This window comes from Streptomyces sp. NPDC057616, from assembly GCF_042800575.1.
GTDB lineage: Bacteria > Actinomycetota > Actinomycetes > Streptomycetales > Streptomycetaceae > Streptomyces.
On record NZ_JBHVGU010000003.1, the window covers coordinates 93253 to 112693 of the forward strand.

Below are 19441 nucleotides of genomic sequence, written 5' to 3' on the forward strand. Positions count from 1 at the left end.
GGAGGGGGAGGGGGGGGGGGGAGAGGCGGGGGGGGGGGGGCGCTCTCCACTGCAGAAACATGCGGGGGGGACGGGTCGGTTCGGACGGACCGGCCCCCGCGAGGAGCTTTCGCCTCCCCTGGGAGGGGAGGCCACCGCTTCAAGGTGTGGTTGCTTACTGCATGACTGCCACGGCCAGCGCACGGCGGGCACGGCGCGAGGCGCGCTCGGCCCGGCGCTGCATCCGGCGGGCGACCGCCAGGCTCACGGCCCGGCGTTCCTGCTCGGCCTCATGCAGCCGGTCGTGCATATGCGCACGAGCCAGGGCTTCTGGGATGAGTTGCATCTCTCGGGTCCTGTTCTGGCGCGAGCGGGTCACGCCGGTGGTGGTGAAATCTTCGATCGCGGAGCCGGTGGGCTCGTTGGCGGACGGCTTCATCGGGGCCTGCTTCTTGGGGTCGTTCGTGAGGGGACGGTCGATGGTTCCTGCGGTGTTCATGCCGTGACCGGGTTCTTGCGCGGGCGACCACGCGGCCGCTTCCGGGCGACGACGACACCCTGGACGAACAGCTCGCCACCCCAGACGCCCCAGGGCTCACGCCGCTCCTTGGCGCCGGCGAGGCAGGCCTCGATCAGCGGGCAGGTGCGGCAGAGGGACTTGGCGTACTCGACGTCGGCCGGCGACTCGGCGAAGAAGACCTCGGGGTCGTACGAGCGGCACGGGACGGGTACGCCGAGGTTCTCGATGGCGTCGTCGAGCGCGGTGAGCGCGGTGAGCGGGATCAAGGTGGAGTCCTCCGTGGGGCCGGGCTTGGGGATCGTGTCTGAAGGCGGTACGGACGGGGCGTGCGCTTCGAGTTGCACGGTGGGTCTTCCTCGTCTGGTCGTTCCGGCCCTGTTGGGTCGGTGGTCGGCTGGTACCGGGTTCTTTTCTTGTCCCGAGGCCCCTTCGCTCCGTCGTCCCCGGATGGGGGACAAACAGAAGGGCCGCGGATCCCGGGTGGGGTTCCGCGGCCCTGAAGGCGCCGGCCTGATCAAAGATCAGGCTGGATCACTCCAGGGATCTGGCCCACGGAAGGCCCACATCAGGTGGTGCTGCGTCGTCTGCTTCCGGCTTCCGGCACCGGCCGCCGTAAAGGCATAGGCCTGCGCCTGTGCCGCTACTGCTTCCAGTGCCTTGATCGGTCGCTCATTGCGCTCACGGACGGGAAGGCCCGCGAGAGACACGGAGGCGGACGCCGGACCGGCGGCAGGAATGCCGGACAGACCGGTGCCCTGGTGCGAAACGCCGAGCATGCACGCGGAGACGACCGTGCGATCGGTCAGTTTGGCGGTGCTGACGGTGCTGCTGCTGATGCTGATCACTTCAATCGCCTCCTCTCGGCGTCTCGGAGGACTGGGACGAACCAGTCCGACGGATATGCAAGTAGAACACGGAATCAGGGCCTCCGAGAAGGCCTCCGTTCCCGTGGACAAGAACCTATGGGGATTGCTGGGGCATGCGCAAACTATTTTTTCGACGAGTTTGAATCAGTCCCGTTCGTCGTCTTCCACAAGCTCGCGGCCCGCGCAGAGGGCCAGGACATCGGCCCCGTACCGGTTGAGCTTGCGCATGCCGACCCCGGGAATCCGTGCCAGTTCGCGCTCGTCGTGGGGCACGGACTCGGCGATCGCCATCAGTGTCTTGTCGGTGAAGACGCAGAAGGCCGGCTGCCCGCTGCGCTCCGCCTGGACCGCGCGCCACTCGCGCAGGCGCTCGTAGAGCCCCTCGTCCATGTCGGAGGGACAGTCCTCGCAACGCATCAGCTTCATCTCGCCCGCATCGGTGAGTGTGCGCCCGCACACCCGGCAGCGCGCCGGGGTGCGTTCCTTGCGTCGCGGCACGGCCGCCGGTGCTCTCGTGAAACCGCGCTCCACTCCCCCGGCGCCACCCGCCGCGGCGCGGCCGGCCGCGCCGGTGGAACCCGGGCGCAGTCCGTCCAGGAACCGGCTGGGCCGGCGGTTGGGGCGGCCGCCGGGCGCGCGGGACAGCGACCAGGAGACATGGAGGTGCTCGCGGGCCCGGGTGACGCCTACGTAGAGGAGGCGGCGCTCCTCCTCGATCTGCTCGTCGGTCTTTGCGTAGGTGATCGGCATCATGCCCTCGGCGACACCGACCAGGAAGACGACGTCCCACTCCAGGCCCTTGGCCGAGTGCAGGGAAGCGAGGGTTACGCCCTGCACGGTCGGCGCGTGCTGCGCGTTCGCCCGCTCGTCCAGCTCCGCGACGAGGTCGCCGAGAGTGGCTCCGGGGGAGGCGGCGGCGAAGTCGTGCGCGAGGTTCACGAGCGCGGCGAGCGACTCCCAGCGCTCGCGCACCGCCCCGGACCCGGCCGGCGGTTCGGACGTCCAGCCCTCGCCCGACAGCACGGCGCGCACCTGGGAGGGGAGGTCGACGGCGTCGTCGAGCAGGGAGTCGTTGCCTCCGAAGCGGGCGGCGCCGCGCAGCGCCACGCCCGCCTTGCGGACCTCGGGGCGGTCGAAGAACCGCTCGGCGCCGCGCAGCTGGTAGGGGATCCCGGCGTCGGCCAGGGCCTGCTCGTAGGTCTCGGACTGGGAGTTGGTGCGGAACAGGATGGCGATCTCGCCGGCCGCGACGCCCGCGTCCATGAGCTCGCGGATGCGGTGGGCCGCGCCCTCGGCCTCGGCGGGCTCGTCCGTGTACTCGGTGTAGACGGGCTCGGGGCCCGCCTCCCGCTGGGAGATCAGCTCCAGGCGGTGGTCGGCGGCGCGGCCGTGGGCCTGGGCGAGAAGGCCGTTGGCGAGGTGGACGACCTGCGGGGTGGAGCGGTAGTCGCGGACCAGCTTGACGACGGTGGCTCCGGGATGGCGGGTGCGGAAGTCGAGCAGGTGGTCCGGGGTTGCTCCGGTGAACGAGTAGATGGTCTGGCTGGCGTCGCCGACCACGCAGAGGTTGTCCCGCTCGCCGAGCCACAGGTCCAGCAGGCGCTGCTGGAGGGGACTGACGTCCTGGTACTCGTCGACCACGAAGTGCTGGTACTGGGTGCGGACCTGGTCGGCGATGTCGTGCCGGTCCTGCAGGACGGCGACGGTCAGCAGCAGGACGTCCTCGAAGTCGATGACGGAGCGGTCCCGCTTGAGGTCCTCGTAGACGGAGTAGAGCTGGGCGATCTCGGCCGGGTCCCGGGGGGACTCACGGCCGGCCTTGGCGGCGGCCGGTGCGTAGTCCGCGGGGACGGTCTGGGTGACCTTGGACCACTCGATCTCGGCCGTGACGTCCCGCAGCTCGCCGCGGTCGAGGCGGATGCGGCAGGCGGCGGCCGCGTCGGCGACGAGCTGGATCTTGCGGTCGACGAGCCGGGGCATGGAGCCGCCGACGGCTTTCGGCCAGAAGTACTGGAGCTGGCGCAGGGCGGCCGAGTGGAACGTACGCGCCTGGACGCCGGACGCGCCGAGCTGGCGCAGCCGGCCGCGCATCTCGCCCGCCGCGCGGTTGGTGAACGTGACGGCCAGCACGCTGGAGGGCTGGAGGATCCCGGCGCGCACCCCGTAGGCGATCCGGTGGGTGATCGCCCGGGTCTTGCCCGTGCCGGCGCCCGCCAGTACGCACACCGGGCCGCGCAGGGCGGTGGCCACCTCGCGCTGCTCGGGGTCGAGCCCTTCGAGCACCGCGTCGGCCGAGTCCGGTACCTGCGGGAAGAGCGTGGAGTGCGTTGCTGCTGTCACACGGCCATGCTGCCAGGTCGCCGGAGACGAGTGCGGCGGTTGTCCACAGGCAGGCACCCGCGGTCGTACTAATGCGGCAGGCGTCACGTCCGGCGGGATACCGCCCGGGGGAATGGTGGCGCTTTCAAGTACGTTCCCCCTACCGCGAGCACCGATCCCCTAGCCGCCAAGGAGCGCGAGAGACATGCCGGGCACTGTGACGATGTACAGCACCACGTGGTGCGGCTACTGCCGCCGGCTCAAGAGCCAGATGGACCGCGAGGGCATCACGTACAACGAGATCAACATCGAGCAGGACCCGGATTCCGCGGCCTTCGTCGAGAAGGCGAATGGCGGAAACCAGACGGTCCCGACCGTGCTGTTCCCGGACGGATCGACGCTCACCAACCCGTCGCTGGCGCAGGTCAAGCAGAAGATCGGCGCGTAGGCGCTGCGCGGTTTCGCCGGGAAGGCGGCTCCTGAGGAGACTCAGGGGCCGCCTTCTTGCGTTACGTCCGGCTCGCTCGTCCGGCTCAGACGAAGCTTCGCGTGGGCAGCGGCTTGCCGTACCACATCTCGATCAGGCGGGCCGCGATCGAGATGCCGTAGGGCGGCAGGACCTCGCCGGCCTCGAAGGCGGCGCCGAGCTCGTCCCGCGAGAACCAGCGGGCCTCGTGGATCTCGTCGCCGTCGACCGTGATGTCGATCGAGGTGGCGCGGGCCATGAAACCGAGCATCAGGCTGGAGGGGAAGGGCCAGGGCTGGCTGGCGACGTACTCGGCGTCGCCGACGATGATGCCCACCTCCTCGAAGACCTCGCGGCGCACCGACTGCTCGATGGACTCGCCGGGTTCGACGAATCCGGCGAGCGTCGAGAAGCGGCCCTCGGGCCAGTGCACCTGGCGGCCGAGCAGGATGCGGTCGTCCTCGTCGGTGACGGCCATGATCACGGCCGGGTCGGTGCGCGGGTAGTGCTCGGCGCCGCAGGCGGGGCAGCGGCGGATGTGGCCGGCCGCGGCGATGACCGTGCGCTCGCCGCAGCGGGAGCAGAAGCGGTGGGTGCGCTGCCAGTTCTCCAGACCGACCGCGTGCACCATCAGGCCCGCGTCGCGCGGCGACAGCAGCAGTCCGGCCTCGCGCAGGCCCGCGGGGCGCGCGGACTGGTCGATGCGGCCGGGCAGCCCGTCCTTCTGGAGGGCGAAGTAGCTGATGCCGTCCTCGTCGGTGCCCAGGAAGTAGCGGTGCGCCTCGGTCAGAGGGGCCTCGAAGGAGGGGGTCATGACGAGTTCGGTGCGGCCGTCGGCCGTCTCGTCGATGAGGACCTGGCCTCCGGAGACCACGAAGCAGCGGGTCGTGGGGTGGCTCCAGGCCGCCGCCAGCCATGCCTCGTCGAGCCGGTGGTGGGCCGCGCGGTCGATGCCGCTGGGGGCGGTGAGCGAGATGGGGCGGTCGGCGATGTGGTCGGTCCTGGTGGTCACGGGTGCTTCCAACTCCCCCGGTGGAACGGATTGTTTCGGCGGGCGGTTCGGCGGGACGTGCGTCACGGGATCACCGGACCCGGTGGGGCGGGGCGGTGCGGGGGCGGACTCTTCAGTGTGCCCTTCGCTCGGTGCCCCTCCGGACGGCTCGGGGCGCTCAGGGCGCATGGCGCCAGTTCTCGGCGAGGTCGCCCCACAGGTACGCGCTGGTCTCGACGCCTTTGAGGAGCAGGTCGAGCTCGACCTTCTCGTTCGGCGCGTGCCAGCCGTCGGACGGGACGGAGATGCCCAGGAAGAGCACGGGGGTGCCGAGGACTTCCTGGAGGTCGGCGGCCGGTCCGGAGCCGCCCTCGCGCGTGAAGCGGATCTTCCGGTCGAAGGCGCGGCCCATGGCCCGCACCACGGACTGCAGGGCCGGGTGGTCCAGCGGCGTCAGGCACGGGCGCGTGGCCGCGCCGAAGGTGATCTCCTGCCGGATCCCGGCCGGTACGTGCTCGGCGGCCCAGGCGCGCACGGCCTTCTCGACGTGGTCGGGGTCCTGGCCGGCGACCAGCCGGAAGGAGAGCTTCACCACCGCCGAGGACGGGATGATCGTCTTGCTGCCGGGGCCCTGGTATCCGCCGCCGATGCCGTTGACCTCGGCCGTGGGGCGGGCCCAGATGCGCTCCAGGGTGGTGTGCCCGGCCTCGCCGTGGGCGGCGTACGACTTGGCGGTGCGCAGCCACTGCCGCTCGTCGAAGGGCAGCTCGGCGAAGAGCGCGCGCTCGGCGTCGGTGAGTTCGACGATTCCGTCGTAGAAGCCGGGGACCGCCACGCGTGCGTGCTCGTCGTGCAGGGCGGCGACGAGGCGGGCCGCGGCGGCGGCGGGGTTGGGGACGGCGCCGCCGAAGGAGCCGGAGTGGATGTCCTGGTCCGGGCCATGGAAGTGGATCTCGCACTCGGCGAGGCCGCGCATGCCGGTGCACACCGTGGGGGTGTCCTCGGACCACATGCCGGTGTCGGAGACGATCACGGCGTCGGCGGCGAGCCGGTCCGCGTGCCGCTCGACCAGCGCACGGAAGTGCGGGGAGCCGGACTCCTCCTCGCCCTCGATCAGCAGCTTGAGGTTGACCGCGGGGGTGCCCCGGCCGGTGGCGGCGAGGTGGGCACGGACACCGAGTGTGTGGAAGAACACCTGCCCCTTGTCGTCGGCGGCCCCGCGCGCGTGGAGACGATTCTCACGGACGACGGGCTCGAAGGGGTCGCTGTCCCAGCCGTCCGCGCGGGCCGCGGGCTGCACATCGTGGTGGCCGTAGACGAGGACGGTGGGCGCCTCGGGGTCGGCGGAGGGCCACTCGGCGAAGACGGCCGGGGCGCCCGGGGTGTCCCAGACCTCGGTGGTCGGGAAGCCGGTCTCCTGGAGTTTGGCGGCGAGCCAGTCGGCGCTGCGGCGCACGTCGGGCGCGTGATCGGGCTGGGCCGACACGGACGGGATGCGCAGCCACTCGACGAGGTCGCCGAGGAAGGCGGCGCGGTGCTGCTCGATGTACGTACGGACGGCGCTGACGGCACTGTCAACGGGCTGGCTCATGGTCACGAGCCTATCGGCCCTGACGGACATCCTCGTTGGGCGGTTCCTCACAGTTTGCTTGCGCGGACGGGTCCTCCAGCAGCAGCCGCTCCAGTGCGGCCCGGTCCGGCAGGTCGTCCGGTCGTACCACCTCACCGGTGCGTACGTAGACGAACGCCGCGTTGACGGACTCCAGGGGAACGCCCTGCTGCTCGGCCCAGGCGAGCCGGTACAGGGCGAGCTGGAGGGGGTCGGCGGAGCGGGTCCGGTTGGTCTTCCAGTCGACGATCTCGTACGTCGTCCGGTCGCCGTCGCCCTCCTTGTAGACGGCGTCGATACGGCCCCGGACCACGCGGCCGGCGATGGCGAGCTGGAAGGGCGCCTCCACGCGGTGCGGCGTGCGGTGTGCGTACTCGGTGCGCTCGAAGGCGTCCTTGAGCGCCGCCAGGTCGCGCTCGTCGGCGATCTCCGCCTCGGCGCCGGGCAGCTCCTCCGGCTCCAGCACGGGCAGGGTCAGCTCCTCGAAGCGTGCCTCGACCCAGGCGTGGAACCGGGTGCCCCGGCGTGCGGCGGGTTGCGGAGGGCGCGGCATGGGGCGTGCGAGCTCCTGCGCGAAACCCTCCGGGTCGGCGGCCAGGCGCAGCACCTGGGACGCGCTGAGCGACGCGGGCAGGGGGACGTCCGTGACGGCCTCCCGCGCGCGCAGGAGCTCACCGGTGAGGGCGTCGAGATCACGGTCCCAGGAGGCGAGGGTGCGGGCCTCCTCAGGGGTGAGGCGCGCGGGTCCGCGCGCCGGGCGGCGGTCCGGGTGCGGGCGTGCACCACTGCGGGGCCCGGGGCTCTCCGGCGGCGGCGCCTGGTGCGGGACGGTGGGGCGGGCGGCGGGCCAGGCGTCGAAGCCGGACGGGTCCTCGCCGGCGAAGGAGCCCTCGTCCACGAAGGAGTCCTCGTCCACGAAGCCGTTCCCGTCCGTGAGGTCCTCGTTGGTGAAGTCCTCGTCCGTGAAGGGGTCTTCCTCGTCCGGCGGAAGGTCGTCGTACGGCGGTTCGTCGTCCGGCGGCGGTGGCCAGCCCGGGTCCTCATGGTCGTCCGGGTCGTGCGTGGCAGCGGGGTTGCCGTCCGCGTGCGAGGCGAGGTCCTCCAGGTGGGCAAGGACCGTCTCGGCCGCCGCCCGGCGCCGGGTGAGCGACGCCTCGTCCAGGGGCAGGGGCCAGGCCTGCTCGGCGTTCGCCGTGTGCAGGGCCGGGTTCTCCTCGTCCTCGGCCGGCTCGTGCGCCCATGCCTCGATCTCGCCGTACCCGGCCTCGCAGTGCTCGTACAGGGCCTGGAGGAAGTCGGAAGGGCCCCGGGGCTTCTTCTGGCTGGGGCCCCACCAGTGGCCGGAGCCGAGGAGCAGGGAGCGGGGGCGGGTGAAGGTGACGTAGCCGAGGCGCAGTTCCTCGGTGTGCTGGTGCTCCTTCATGGCCTCCTGGAAGGCCTTCAGGCCCCGGGAGTCCCAGCTGCCGACGTCGGGGAGGGTGGCGGCGTCGCCGCGCAGCTCGTGCGGCAGCACCTTGCCCTGGGCGGTCCACCGTTCGCGGCCCCTGCTGCTCGGGAAGGTGCCGGTGACCAGCCCGGGGACGGCCACGACGTCCCACTCCAGGCCCTTGGACTTGTGGGCGGTGAGGACCTTCACGGTGTTCTCGCCGCCGGGCAGGGCGTTGTCGAGGCCCTTCTCGTACTGGGCGGCGGTGCGCAGGAAGGCCAGGAAGGCGAGCAGCGTGGCCTCGCCGTCGCCGGCGGCGAACGAGGCGGCTATGTCGAGGAAGTTGGAGAGGGTCTCGCGACGGCGTGCGGCCAGGGCGTGCGGGGACGCCGACAGCTCCACCTCGAGGCCGGTGACGGCGAGGACGCGGTGCAGGACGTCCATCAGCGGGTCCGACAACGAGCGGCGCAGATCGCGCAGTTCGGCGGCCAGGCGCGCGAAGCGCACGCGCGCGTCCGGCGAGAAGGGCAGCCCGTCGTCCTCGTGGCCGGTGTCGAGCGGCATCTCCAGGAAGGTGTCGAGAGCGTCCGCGAGCGAGGTCACCTCAGCGGGGTCGATCCCCTCGACGGCCTCGGCGAGGCGGCGGTCGCGGTCGTCGTCCTCCACGCGCGCGTGGGCGACGAGGAACCGTGCGCGCCGCCCCAGGAGGGCGAGGTCGCGCGGGCCGATGCGCCAGCGCGGGCCGGTCAGCAGCCGGACCAGGGAGGCGTTGGCGCCGGGGTCCTGGAGGACCTCGCAGACGGCGACCAGGTCGGCGATCTCGGGCAGATGCAGCAGCCCGGACAGGCCGACCACCTCGACGGGGACGTCCCGGGCGACGAGGGCGCCCTGGATCTCCGCGAAGTCGGTGGCCGTGCGGCACAGGACGGCGATCTCGCCGGGCGCCTTCCCGGTGTTCACCAGGTGGGCGACGGAGTCGGCGAGCCACTCGATCTCCTCGGCGTGCGTCGCGAGCAGCGCGCAGCGCACGGTCCCGTCGCGTTCGGCGCCGGGGGCGGGGCGCAGTGCCTCCACGCCCGCGTGCATGGCGCGCAGCGGCTCCGCGAGGCCGTTGGCCAGGTCGAGGAGGCGGCCGCCGCTGCGGCGGTTCTCGCTGAGCGCCTGCCGGGCGGCGGGCCGGCCGTCGGGGTGCGCGAAGTGCTCCGGGAAGTCGTCCAGGTTCGCGACGGAGGCGCCGCGCCAGCCGTAGATGGCCTGGCAGGGGTCGCCGACGGCGGTGACCGGGTGGCCGGTGCCGCCGCCGAACAGGCCCGCCAGGAGGATGCGTTGGGCCACCGACGTGTCCTGGTACTCGTCGAGGAGGACCACGCGGAACTCGTCGCGCAGGATGCGGCCGACCTCGGGGATCCGGGCCAGCTGCGCGGACAGGGCGATCTGGTCGCCGAAGTCGAGCAGGTCCCGCTCGCGTTTCGCGGCGCGGTAGCGGACGACCAGCTCGGCGAGGGCGTGGCGGGCGGCGGCCGCCTTGGGGACCTGCCGCAGGGCGTCGTTGCGAAGCTTGACGTTCTCCAGGGCGCGCAGCAGTTCGCTGTCGTACGCGCGCAGTTCCCCGGGTCCCACGAGGTGTTCGGCGAGTTCGGCGTCCAGCGTGAGCAGGTCGCTGACCAGGTCCGCGAAGGAGCGGGTGAGCGCCGGGTAGGGGCCCGGCGCCTCGCGCAGCACGCGCGCGGCGAGCTGGTAGCGGGTGGCGTCGGCGAGCAGGCGGGCGGTGGGTTCGAGGCCGATGCGCAGGCCGTGGTCGGTCAGCAGGCGGCCCGCGAAGGCGTGGTACGTCGAGATCACCGGCTCGCCCGGCGGGTTGTCGGGGTCGATGACGTCCGGGTCGGTGACGCCCGCCTTGACGAGCGCCTTGCGGACGCGCTCGGCGAGTTCGCCCGCCGCCTTGTTGGTGAAGGTGAGGCCGAGGACCTGTTCCGGGGCGACCTGGCCGGTGCCGACCAGCCACACCACGCGCGCCGCCATCACCGTCGTCTTGCCCGACCCGGCACCGGCCACGATCACCTGGGGAGCGGGCGGCGCGATGATGCACGCCGTCTGCTCGGGGGTGAACGGAATCCCGAGGAGCTCCTTGAGCTGATCGGGATCGGTGATACGGGGCGGCACGTCAGAGAGGCTAGCGGTGACCACTGACAGTGGAGCCCGCATGGGCTCCGGATCGGTTCCGGATCGGTTCCGGATCGGTTCCGGATCGAAGAGAAGCGCAGGTCAGCACGTGTGGTCTGATGGATCACCCACGTCACTCGACCACGTGCCGCCCTTCGGGGCGGGCGCTGCAGGAGGCCTGGAACGCGCAGTGCGCGCAGTGTTGTCCGGCGGTCGGCGTGAAGCGTTCGTCGAGGACCTTGCCGGCCGCCGTGGCGAGAAGTTCGCCGACCCACTCCCCCTCCAGCGGCTCCTGCGCCTGCACCTTGGGCAGCGTCTCGCCGCCGTCGCGCTGGGCGGCGCCCTGGCGCAGCTGGACCAGTTCGGCGCCCCCGGACTCGGGGCGCTCTCCGTCGAAGGCGTCGTCGACGGCGCCCTCGCGGACGGCGAGCTGGTAGACGGCGAGCTGGGGGTGGCGCTCCACCTCGCGCGCGCTGGGCGCCTGTTTGCCGGTCTTGAAGTCGACGACGTAGGCGCGGCCCTCGCCGTCGGCCTCGACGCGGTCCATGGAACCGCGGATGCGGACCTCGTAGTCGCCCGCCCCGAGAGTGACGTCGAAGTCGTGCTCGCTGGCCACCGGGGTGCGGCCGGTGCGGTCCATGACGTGCCACTGCAGGAAGCGCTCGAGTGCCACGCGCGCGTTCTCCTTCTCCTGCGCCGACTTCCAGGGCGCGTCGAAGGCGAGCGCGTTCCACACGGAGTCGAGGCGCTCCATGAGGACGGCGAGGTCGGCCGGGGTGTGTCCGGAGGCGACCTCGTCGGCGAGGACGTGCACCACGTTGCCGAAGCCCTGCGCGGTCGTCGCGGGTGCGTCGGCCTTCACCTCACGGCCCAGGAACCACTGCAGGGCACAGGTGTTGGCGAGCTGGTCGAGGGCGCTGCCGGAGAGCACGACGGGCTGGTCGCGGCTGCGCAGCGGCACCTTGCTCTCGGTCGGCTCGAACATGCCCCACCAGCGGTAGGGATGGGCCGAGGGCACCAAGGGGCGGCCGTCCTCGTCGGCGAGCGCGGCGAGCCGGGCCAGCCGGTGGGCGGCGGCCTCCCTGAGGGTGTCCGAGACGCGCGGGTCGACCGTCGTGGCGCGCAGTTCGGCGACGAGCGCGGCGACGGACAGGGGGCGGCGCGGGCGGCCGGTGACGTCCCTGGGTTCGACGCCGAGTTCGGTCAGGAAGCGGGAGGGCTGGTCGCCGTCGTCGGCCGGGGCCTTCACGGCGGTGACGACGAGACGTTCACGCGCGCGCGTGGCGGCCACGTAGAACAGACGGCGCTCCTCCGCCAGCAGCGCGCCCGGGGTGAGCGGTTCGGCGAGTCCGTCGCGGCCGATGCGGTCGGCCTCCAGGAGCGAGCCGCGGCGGCGCAGGTCGGGCCACAGGCCCTCCTGGACACCGGCGACGACGACCAGTCGCCATTCCAGGCCCTTGGACCGGTGGGCGGTCATCAGGCGTACGGCGTCCGGGCGTACGGCACGCCGCGTGAGCGTGTCGGCGGCGATGTCCTCGGCCTCGATCTCCTCCAGGAAGTTGAGGGCGCCCCGGCCGCCGGTGCGCTCCTCCGCGCGCGCGGCGGTCGCGAACAGCGCGCACACGGCGTCCAGATCGCGGTCGGCGTTGCGTCCGGCCGCGCCGCCGCGCCGCGCGGACCGCTCCAGGCGGACCGGCCACGGCGTGCCCTCCCACAGGTCCCACAGCGCCTCTTCGGCGGTGCCTCCGCGGGCGAGGCGCTCCCGGGCCCGGCGCAGCAGCGCGCCGAGCCGCTGGGCGCCACGCGCGTACGTGGGGTCGTGGACGGCAAGGCGCTCCGGCTCGGCGAGCGCCCGCGCGAGCAGTTCGTCCGAGGGCGGCGGCAGGGGGTTGCCGGCGGCCCGCTCCTCGTCCCGCAGGGCCCGCCCGAGGCGGCGCAGGTCGGCTGCGTCCATACCGGCGAGGGGTGAGGCGAGGAGGGTGAGAGCGGTCTCGGTGTCGAGCCAGGAGGGGGTGGGGTCGGTGGGCGGGGCATCTCCGGCTGCGGGCTCGGCAGAGGGGGCATCCCCGGCGGCGGGCTCGGCTGACGGGGCACCTTCCGCGGCGGGCTCGCCGGACGCGTCATCTCCCGCCGCAGGCCCGGCCGGTGCGACATCGCCCGCGGCAGACTCCGCCTGCGAAGGCCCCTCCTCCGAGGACCCAGCCTCTGAGGACCCCGCCTCTGAGGACGCGGCTCCGGACGAGGTGGGTTCGGACGAGGTGGGTTCGGACGTAGCAACTCCGGACGCCACGGCATTGGACGTGGCTGCATCGGACGACGCCGCTTCGAAAGGCACCGCCTCCGACGACGCCTCCGCCGCGGCCACCGCCCGCAGCGCCGTCAGCAGGGGTGCCACCGCAGGTTCATGCCGCAGGGGCAGGTCGTCGCCGTCTATGTCGAGGGGGACGCCGGCCGCGGTGAGGGCACGGCGGACCGTCGGGATGGTGCGGGAACCGGCGCGCACCAGGACGGCCATCTCGCTCCACGGGACGCCGTCCTCCAGATGCGCCCGGCGCAGGATGTCGGCGATGTTGTCCAGCTCCGTACCGGGCGTCGGGTACGTGTACACCTCGACGCGGCCGCCGTCCCGCACCGGAGCGAGCTCGCGGTGCGCGCGTACCTTCTCCGCCGGCAGGCGGGTCAGCGGCATGCGCCGGGTGAGCAGCCGGGTGGCGGCGAGCAGCGCGGCGCCGGAGCGGCGTGAGGTACGCAGCACCTCCACGGGGGCCATGCGGCCGTCCGCGCGCGGGAAGGCGCCCGGGAACTCCAGGATGCCGCCCACGTCCGCGCCACGGAACGCGTAGATCGACTGGTCGGGGTCGCCGAAGGCGACGAGGGTGCGGCCGTCGCCGGCGAGCGCGTGCAGCAGCCGTACCTGGGCGGCGTCCGTGTCCTGGTACTCGTCCACGAAGACGGCGTCGTACTGCGCGGCGAGCTGTGCCGCGACCTCGGGGCGGCGGGCCAGCAGGACGGCGCGGTGGACCAGTTCCGCGTAGTCGAGCACGCCCTGCAGGTCGAGCACGTCGAGGTACTCGGCGAGGAAGGCGGCCGCGGCGCGCCAGTCGGGGCGGCCGATCCGGCGGGCGAAGGCGTCCAGGGCACCCGGGTCCAGGCCCAGTTCGCGGCTGCGGGCCAGCACCGCGCGGACCTCGTCGGCGAAGCCGCGGGTGGTCAGACAGGCGCGCAGATCGTCGGGCCAGCGCACGTGCGCGAGGCCGAGCCGCTCCAGGTCGGTCTGGCCGGTGAGCAGTTCGCGGACCGTCACGTCCTGCTCGGGGCCGGACAGCAGCCGCAGCGGCTCGACGAACAGGTCGCTGTCCTGGTGGGCGCGGACCAGGCCGTAGCAGTACGAGTGGAAGGTGGTCGCCTGGGGCGCGCGTGCCGCCCCTATGCGCAAGGCCATGCGGTCGCGCAGTTCGACGGCCGCCTTGCGGCTGAACGTCAGCACCAGGATGCGCTCGGGGTCCCCGCCACGGGCGATCCTGGACGCCACCGCCTCCACGAGCGTGGTGGTTTTGCCGGTGCCCGGACCTGCGAGAACGAGCAGCGGTCCGGCCTCGTGGTCAACCACCGAGCGCTGAGACGCGTCAAGACGAGGGGGAGCCGGCCGGGTCGGCGGGGTACGCACCAGCCGGAAAGCGCCACTGTTCCCCTGCCGCACCTGTGGGTGCGGCAGGCGCCTGGTGGAGGAAGAGGAGCTCACGTGGTTCGCCGGTCCTGGTGGTTGTGCTGGTTGTCGGACCACCCTGCGTTCAGGACGGTGGTCGGGGGGTGAGGGGGACTGGTGCAGGCGACGCTACGCCGACGGATGCTGTGGAAGCAGGGCTTCCGCTTCTTCCCAGTCGGCACTCGCGGCCCACGGGCCCCTCGACCCACGAACGTACGGCATGCCACAAACGTGCCTCGGTTCCCCCGTACGGATCACGGGTCACACGAACGCCCGCCGTATGGCGGAAGCTGTCAGGTGTGACCCTCCGCACGTCCGCCGCCGTCCCAGCGCGCCCGTCTCATGTCGAGACGCGGCAGATGGCCCTCGGCGGCCCTGCTCGCCTGCTTCAGGGGTGTGCCCTCGGTGCGGTAGTGGCCGAGTGCGCGCAGTTCGTGGCCCGGCAGCAGCACTCCGTCCGCGCGTACGACGCGCCACCACGGAACGGCTCCGCCGTAGAGGGCCATCACGCGGCCGACCTGGCGAGGACCGCCCTCCTCCAGCCATTCGGCGACATCCCCGTATGTCATGACGCGTCCGGGCGGGATCATTTCGGCGACCTCCAGGACACGCTCGGCATACTCCGGGAGCGCGTCCGGGGGTTCCGGGCGGGCGTCGTGCGGAAGGCTCTCCTCACTCATCCGGCTCATCCTGCCCCATGCCACCGACAGTGTGACGCCGTCGCGACTGTGCGTACGTCTCGCCCCGCGGCGGCGCTTCCGGCAGACTGTGCGCCCCCGCATGTGCACCCTGATACCCCCGCGTGTCGGTGGGGCATGCCACCATCGTGCGGGCGGTGACCGGTGATACGAGATCAAGAAGAGACGATGAAGCAGCAGGGTGCGCACCCAGAGGACGCGGAGAGCACCTCTGACGCTTCGTCGCGCCCGGACGGCGGCACCGCCTCCAAATCCGGGGGTGGGACGACCGCTCCGGAAGGCAAGGCCACCGCGTCGAAGAAGCTGAGCAAGAAGGACGGGCGGGACGGCGAGGACGAGTTCCTCGACGAGGTGCACATCGACGAGGTCGAGGGCGACGAACCGCTGCTCCCCGCGCGCGTGCACCGCCCCTCGGACCTGATGCGCCTGCTGGTGGGCGTGCTGGCCGTCGCCGTGCTGCTCGCGATCGCCGCGTTCGCGCACGGCACCACCTCGGGTCTGGAACAGGACATCAACAAGGGCACCGGACAGGCGCCCGACCTGCTCATCAAGATCGCGGGCCTGGCCTCCAGCATCGCGATCCTGCTCGTGCCGGTCGCCTTCGCGATCGAGCGGCTGATCAAGCGCGACGGGCTGCGCATCGCCGACGGCGTGCTCGCGGCGGTGCTCGCCCACGGAGTGACGCTCGCCACGGACCTGTGGGTCGCCAAGGCCGCTCCCGGCTCCATCCAGGAGGCGCTCACCCAGCCCTCCCCCGGCGACATCCACGCCCTCACCGACCCGGTGCACGGCTATCTCGCGCCGGTCATCGCGTACATGACGGCCGTCGGCATGTCCCGGCGCCCGCGCTGGCGCGCGGTGCTGTGGATCGTGCTGCTGCTCGACGCCTTCTCCATGCTCGTCACGGGGTACACGACCCCGTTCTCGATCATCCTGACGGTGCTGATCGGCTGGACCGTGGCCTACGGGACGCTGTACGCGGTCGGCTCGCCCAACGTCCGCCCCACGGGGCGCACGCTGATGGCGGGCCTGCGGCACGTCGGCTTCCGCCCGGTGACCGCCTCGCGCGAGGAGATGGCGGAGACGCCGGAGACCGGCGACCGCGGCCGGCGCTACTTCGTCACCCTGGAGGACGGCCCGCCGCTGGACGTCACGGTCGTCGACCGCGAGCAGCAGGCGCAGGGCTTCTTCTACCGCGCGTGGCGCAATCTGACGCTGCGCGGCTTCGCCACCCGCAGCAGCCTCCAGTCGCTGCGCCAGGCGCTGGAGCAGGAGGCCCTGCTCGCGTACGCGGCGATCGCGGCCGGCGCCAACGCACCCAAGCTGATCGCGACCTCGGAGCTCGGCCCCGACGCCGTGATGCTCATCTACGAGCACACCGGCGGGCGCACCCTGGACAACCTGCCCGACGACGAGATCACCGACGAGCTGCTGCACGGCACCTGGCACCAGGTGCGAGCCCTGCAGTCCCGGCGCATCGCGCACCGGCGGCTGGTGGGCGACGCGATTCTGGTGGATCGTTCCGGCACGGTGATCATCACCGATCTGCGCGTCGGCGAGATCGCGGCCGGCGATCTGCTGCTGCGCATGGACATCTCGCAGCTCCTGGTGACGCTGGGGCTGCGGGTGGGCGCCGAGCGCGCGGTGGCGTCGGCCGTGGGCGTGCTCGGACCGGACGCCGTGGCCGACTGTCTGCCGATGCTCCAGCCCATCGCGCTCAGCCGCACCTCGCGCGCGACCCTGCGCCGACTGGCCCGCGAGCGGGCCCAGCGCGAGCGTGAGGCGGTCCTGGAGGCATCCCGGCAGCTCAAGCAGGCGCGCCTGGAGGAGGCCTCGGAGGACGGCGAGGCCGTGGCCGAGAAGCCCGACAAGAAGGCCGTACGCGCGGAGCAGCGGGCCGAGAAGCGGGCCATCGACGAGGCGCTGGACGAGGCGCGCGAGGAGGACCTGCTCGCCCAGATCCGCCACCAGGTGCTGCTGATCAGGCCGCAGGCACCGGTCGAGCCCGCCCGCCTGGAGCGGGTGCGGCCGCGCACCCTGATCAGTTTCATCGCCGGCGCCATCGGCGCCTACTTCCTGCTGACGCAGCTCACCCACATCGAGTTCGGTCCCCTGGTCGCGAACGCCCAGTGGGGCTGGGTCCTCGCGGCCGCGGCGTTCGCGGCGTGCAGCTACCTCGCGGCGGCGATGGCACTGCTGGGGTTCGTGCCCGAGCGCGTGCCGTTCCCGCGGGCCGTGGCCGCCCAGGTCGCCGGGTCGTTCGTCAAGATCGTCGCCCCCGCCGCGGTGGGCGGCGTCGCCCTCAACACCCGGTTCCTGCAGCGCTCGGGAGTGCGCCCGGGGCTCGCGGTGGCGAGTGTCGGCGGCTCGCAGTTGTTCGGCCTCGGCTGCCACATCCTGATGCTGCTGTCGTTCGGCTATCTGACGGGCACCGAGAAGACACCGTCGCTGTCGCCGTCCCGGACGGTCATCGCGGGCCTGCTGACCGTGGCGGTGCTCGTCCTGGTGGTCACCTCGGTGCCGTTCCTGCGGAAGTTCGTCGTCACGCGCGTGCGCTCGCTCTTCGCCGGTGTCGTACCGCGGATGCTGGACGTGCTGCAGCGGCCGCAGAAGCTCGTCAGCGGCATCGGCGGCACCCTGCTGCTGACCGCCTGCTTCGTGATGTGCCTGGACGCCTCGATCCGCGCCTTCGGCACCCAGGGGACCTCGCTCAGCATCGCCAGCGTCGCCGTCGTCTTCCTCGCCGGCAACGCGCTCGGGTCCGCGGCCCCGACCCCGGGCGGCGTGGGCGCGGTGGAGGCGACCCTCACGGTCGGCCTGATCGCGGTGGGTCTGCCCAAGGAGGTCGCGGCCCCGGCCGTCCTGCTGTTCCGGCTGCTGACCCTGTGGCTGCCGGTGCTGCCGGGCTGGCTGGCCTTCAACCACCTCACCCGCAAGGGCTCGCTCTAGTACGACGGCGTTCTCGTACGACGTCTGTACGCGCGCGTACCTCGTACGGCCCGTGCCCCGAGCGCCCGGCCCCGCGCCGCAGCAGGATGGGAGCATGCCGAAGCCATCCCGTCTGCGCGCCGTCGCCGTGACCGCCTCCGCCGTGCTGCTGTGCTCTGCGCTGGCGGCCTGCAGCGACGACGGCTCCAGCGGCGGCGGGGACCTGTCGGCACAGAAGCTCGACTGGAAGGACTGCCCGGCGCCGTCCACCGCCGAGGGCGGCGGTGACGCCCCCTCGCCCCTGCCCCACGGCGGCACCTGGCAGTGCGCCACCATGAAGGCGCCCCTGGACTGGAACAAGCCCAAGGGCGACACGATCGGCCTCGCGCTGATCCGGGCGAAGGCGAGCGGGGCGGCGAACAAGCGCATCGGCTCGCTGGTGTTCAACTTCGGCGGTCCGGGCGGCTCGGGCGTCACCACGCTGCCCTCCTTCGGCCAGGACTACGCGACCCTGCGCACCCGCTACGACCTGGTCAGCTTCGACCCGCGCGGGGTCGGCCGCAGCGCTCCCGTGGAGTGCGAGGACGACCAGCAGCTCGACGCGTACTTCCAGCAGGACGCGACCCCGGACGACGCCCGCGAGCGCACCGAGTACGTGGACAACACCAAGCAGTTCAACGCGGCCTGCGAGAAGAACACCGGGAAGGTGCTGCCGCATGTGCGCACCACCGACGCAGCCCGCGACATGGACCTGATGCGGCAGGTCCTCGGCGACGACAAGCTGTACTACTTCGGCATCTCCTACGGCACCGAACTCGGCGGCGTCTACGCCCACTTGTTCCCGAAGAAGGTGGGCCGCGCCGTCTTCGACGCGGTCGTGGACCCGACGCAGGACGCGGAGCAGAGTTCGCTCGGGCAGGCGAAGGGCTTCCAGCTGGCTCTCGACAACTTCGCCGCGGACTGCACCTCGAAGACCACGGACTGCCCGATCGGCGACACCGCGCAGGACGTGAAGGACCGTATCGCCAAGCTGCTGAAGGACCTCGACAGCAAGCCGATCGCCGGCATCTTCCCCCGCCGGCTGACGCAGACCGCCGCGACCAACGGCATCGCGCAGGCGCTGTACTCGAAGGACTTCTGGCAGTACCTCACGGAGGGCCTGGAGCAGGCCTACCAGGGCGACGGCAGGATTCTGCTGGCCCTGTCCGACTCGCTGAACGGCCGCAGCGAGAACGGCGAGTACAGCAACATCGCCGCCGCCAACGTCGCCATCAACTGCGCCGACGACAAGGCCCGCTACACCCCGGCCTTCGTGCAGCAGAAGCTGCCCGAGTTCCGGTCGGCCTCGCCGCTGTTCGGCGACTTCCTGGCCTGGTCCATGGTCAGCTGCACCGACTGGGCCGTTCCCGGCGCCGCCGGCCACCCCGACGTGAGCGCGCCGGGCGCCGCGCCGATCCTCGTCGTGGGCAACACCGGCGATCCGGCCACGCCCTACGAGGGCGCGAAGAAGATGGTGGACTCCCTCGGCCCCGGCGTCGGCGTCGAGCTGACGTACAAGGGGCAGGGGCACGGCTCGTACGACAGCAAGAACAAGTGCGTGCAGGCCGCGGTCAACGGCTATCTCCTGGACGGGAGGGTGCCGAAGGCCGGGACCGTCTGCTCCTGAGCACGCGCCGATGAGCTGAGAAAACCCCAGGTCAGAACGTTATCCACAGGCTTGGGCAGGTCCGGCTTGATCCGCCTACTATGGCCTGACCGCCGTCCGCTGCA

The 19441-nt window shown here is 72.4% G+C and carries 12 protein-coding genes; 3 read left to right on the plus strand and 9 right to left on the minus strand.

Annotation, left to right across the window (positions count from 1 at the left end; all coding sequences use genetic code 11):
- Positions 1-154: 154 nt before the first annotated feature.
- The 4 genes from ACFU97_RS03995 to ACFU97_RS04010 all read right to left on the minus strand — a co-directional run bounded on the left by ACFU97_RS03995 (position 155) and on the right by ACFU97_RS04010 (position 3705).
- Complete coding sequence (locus tag ACFU97_RS03995) at positions 155-478, minus strand: hypothetical protein (protein WP_384250513.1); 324 nt, start codon at positions 476-478, stop codon at positions 155-157.
- On the minus strand, positions 475-843 hold the full coding sequence (locus ACFU97_RS04000; RefSeq protein WP_016437873.1) for a WhiB family transcriptional regulator: 369 nt from the start codon (positions 841-843) through the stop codon (positions 475-477). Before ACFU97_RS04000 ends, ACFU97_RS03995 begins: the two co-directional genes overlap by 4 nt.
- 177 nt (positions 844-1020) lie before the next feature.
- Positions 1021-1344: a hypothetical protein gene (locus ACFU97_RS04005; RefSeq protein ID WP_384250515.1), complete on the minus strand. Its 324-nt coding sequence runs from the start codon at positions 1342-1344 to the stop codon at positions 1021-1023.
- A gap of 165 nt (positions 1345-1509) precedes the next feature.
- On the minus strand, positions 1510-3705 hold the full coding sequence (locus tag ACFU97_RS04010) for an ATP-dependent DNA helicase UvrD2 (RefSeq protein ID WP_384250517.1): 2196 nt from the start codon (positions 3703-3705) through the stop codon (positions 1510-1512).
- 184 nt (positions 3706-3889) lie between these two features.
- On the opposite strand from ACFU97_RS04010, the gene ACFU97_RS04015 reads away from it, so the two are divergent.
- Complete coding sequence (locus ACFU97_RS04015) at positions 3890-4132, plus strand: mycoredoxin (protein ID WP_030929162.1); 243 nt, start codon at positions 3890-3892, stop codon at positions 4130-4132.
- An 85-nt stretch (positions 4133-4217) separates the two neighbouring features.
- On the opposite strand, the gene nudC is transcribed toward ACFU97_RS04015, so the two are convergent.
- The 5 genes from nudC to ACFU97_RS04040 all read right to left on the minus strand — a co-directional run bounded on the left by nudC (position 4218) and on the right by ACFU97_RS04040 (position 14725).
- On the minus strand, positions 4218-5162 hold the full coding sequence (gene nudC, locus ACFU97_RS04020; protein WP_384250521.1) for an NAD(+) diphosphatase: 945 nt from the start codon (positions 5160-5162) through the stop codon (positions 4218-4220).
- Between the two features lie 157 nt (positions 5163-5319).
- Entirely contained in the window at positions 5320-6732 is a 1413-nt protein-coding gene (locus ACFU97_RS04025) for a dipeptidase (RefSeq protein WP_384250523.1), read from the minus strand.
- A 10-nt stretch (positions 6733-6742) separates the two neighbouring features.
- Positions 6743-10339 (minus strand): UvrD-helicase domain-containing protein, encoded by a 3597-nt coding sequence (locus ACFU97_RS04030; protein ID WP_384250525.1) that lies wholly within the window; start codon positions 10337-10339, stop codon positions 6743-6745.
- A gap of 133 nt (positions 10340-10472) precedes the next feature.
- Positions 10473-14081, minus strand: coding sequence for a UvrD-helicase domain-containing protein (locus ACFU97_RS04035; protein ID WP_384250527.1), 3609 nt, complete (start codon positions 14079-14081; stop codon positions 10473-10475).
- 257 nt (positions 14082-14338) lie between these two features.
- Positions 14339-14725, minus strand: a complete 387-nt coding sequence (locus ACFU97_RS04040) for an MGMT family protein (RefSeq protein ID WP_384250529.1) — start codon at positions 14723-14725, stop codon at positions 14339-14341.
- 186 nt (positions 14726-14911) lie between these two features.
- Here ACFU97_RS04040 and ACFU97_RS04045 point away from each other — a divergent pair, with 186 nt between their 5' ends.
- Both ACFU97_RS04045 and ACFU97_RS04050 read left to right on the plus strand, forming a co-directional pair.
- The gene (locus ACFU97_RS04045) at positions 14912-17692 is read left to right on the plus strand and encodes a lysylphosphatidylglycerol synthase domain-containing protein (protein ID WP_384250531.1); all 2781 of its coding nucleotides are present in this window, start codon (positions 14912-14914) and stop codon (positions 17690-17692) included.
- A gap of 94 nt (positions 17693-17786) precedes the next feature.
- Positions 17787-19337 carry an alpha/beta hydrolase gene (locus ACFU97_RS04050; RefSeq protein WP_384250534.1) on the plus strand — a complete coding sequence of 517 codons (1551 nt, stop codon included), beginning with the start codon at positions 17787-17789 and terminating at the stop codon, positions 19335-19337.
- Positions 19338-19441: the final 104 nt, after the last annotated feature.

What these genes read in the sequence shown, in the direction of transcription:
- ACFU97_RS03995 (WP_384250513.1), bottom strand. Translation starts at nt 478, where the DNA reads ATGAACACCGCAGGAACCATCGACCGTCCCCTCACGAACGACCCCAAG.
- ACFU97_RS04015 (WP_030929162.1), top strand. Translation starts at nt 3,890, where the DNA reads ATGCCGGGCACTGTGACGATGTACAGCACCACGTGGTGCGGCTACTGC.
- ACFU97_RS04025 (WP_384250523.1), bottom strand. Translation starts at nt 6,732, where the DNA reads ATGAGCCAGCCCGTTGACAGTGCCGTCAGCGCCGTCCGTACGTACATC.
- ACFU97_RS04040 (WP_384250529.1), bottom strand. Translation starts at nt 14,725, where the DNA reads ATGAGTGAGGAGAGCCTTCCGCACGACGCCCGCCCGGAACCCCCGGAC.
- ACFU97_RS04045 (WP_384250531.1), top strand. Translation starts at nt 14,912, where the DNA reads ATGAAGCAGCAGGGTGCGCACCCAGAGGACGCGGAGAGCACCTCTGAC.
- ACFU97_RS04050 (WP_384250534.1), top strand. Translation starts at nt 17,787, where the DNA reads ATGCCGAAGCCATCCCGTCTGCGCGCCGTCGCCGTGACCGCCTCCGCC.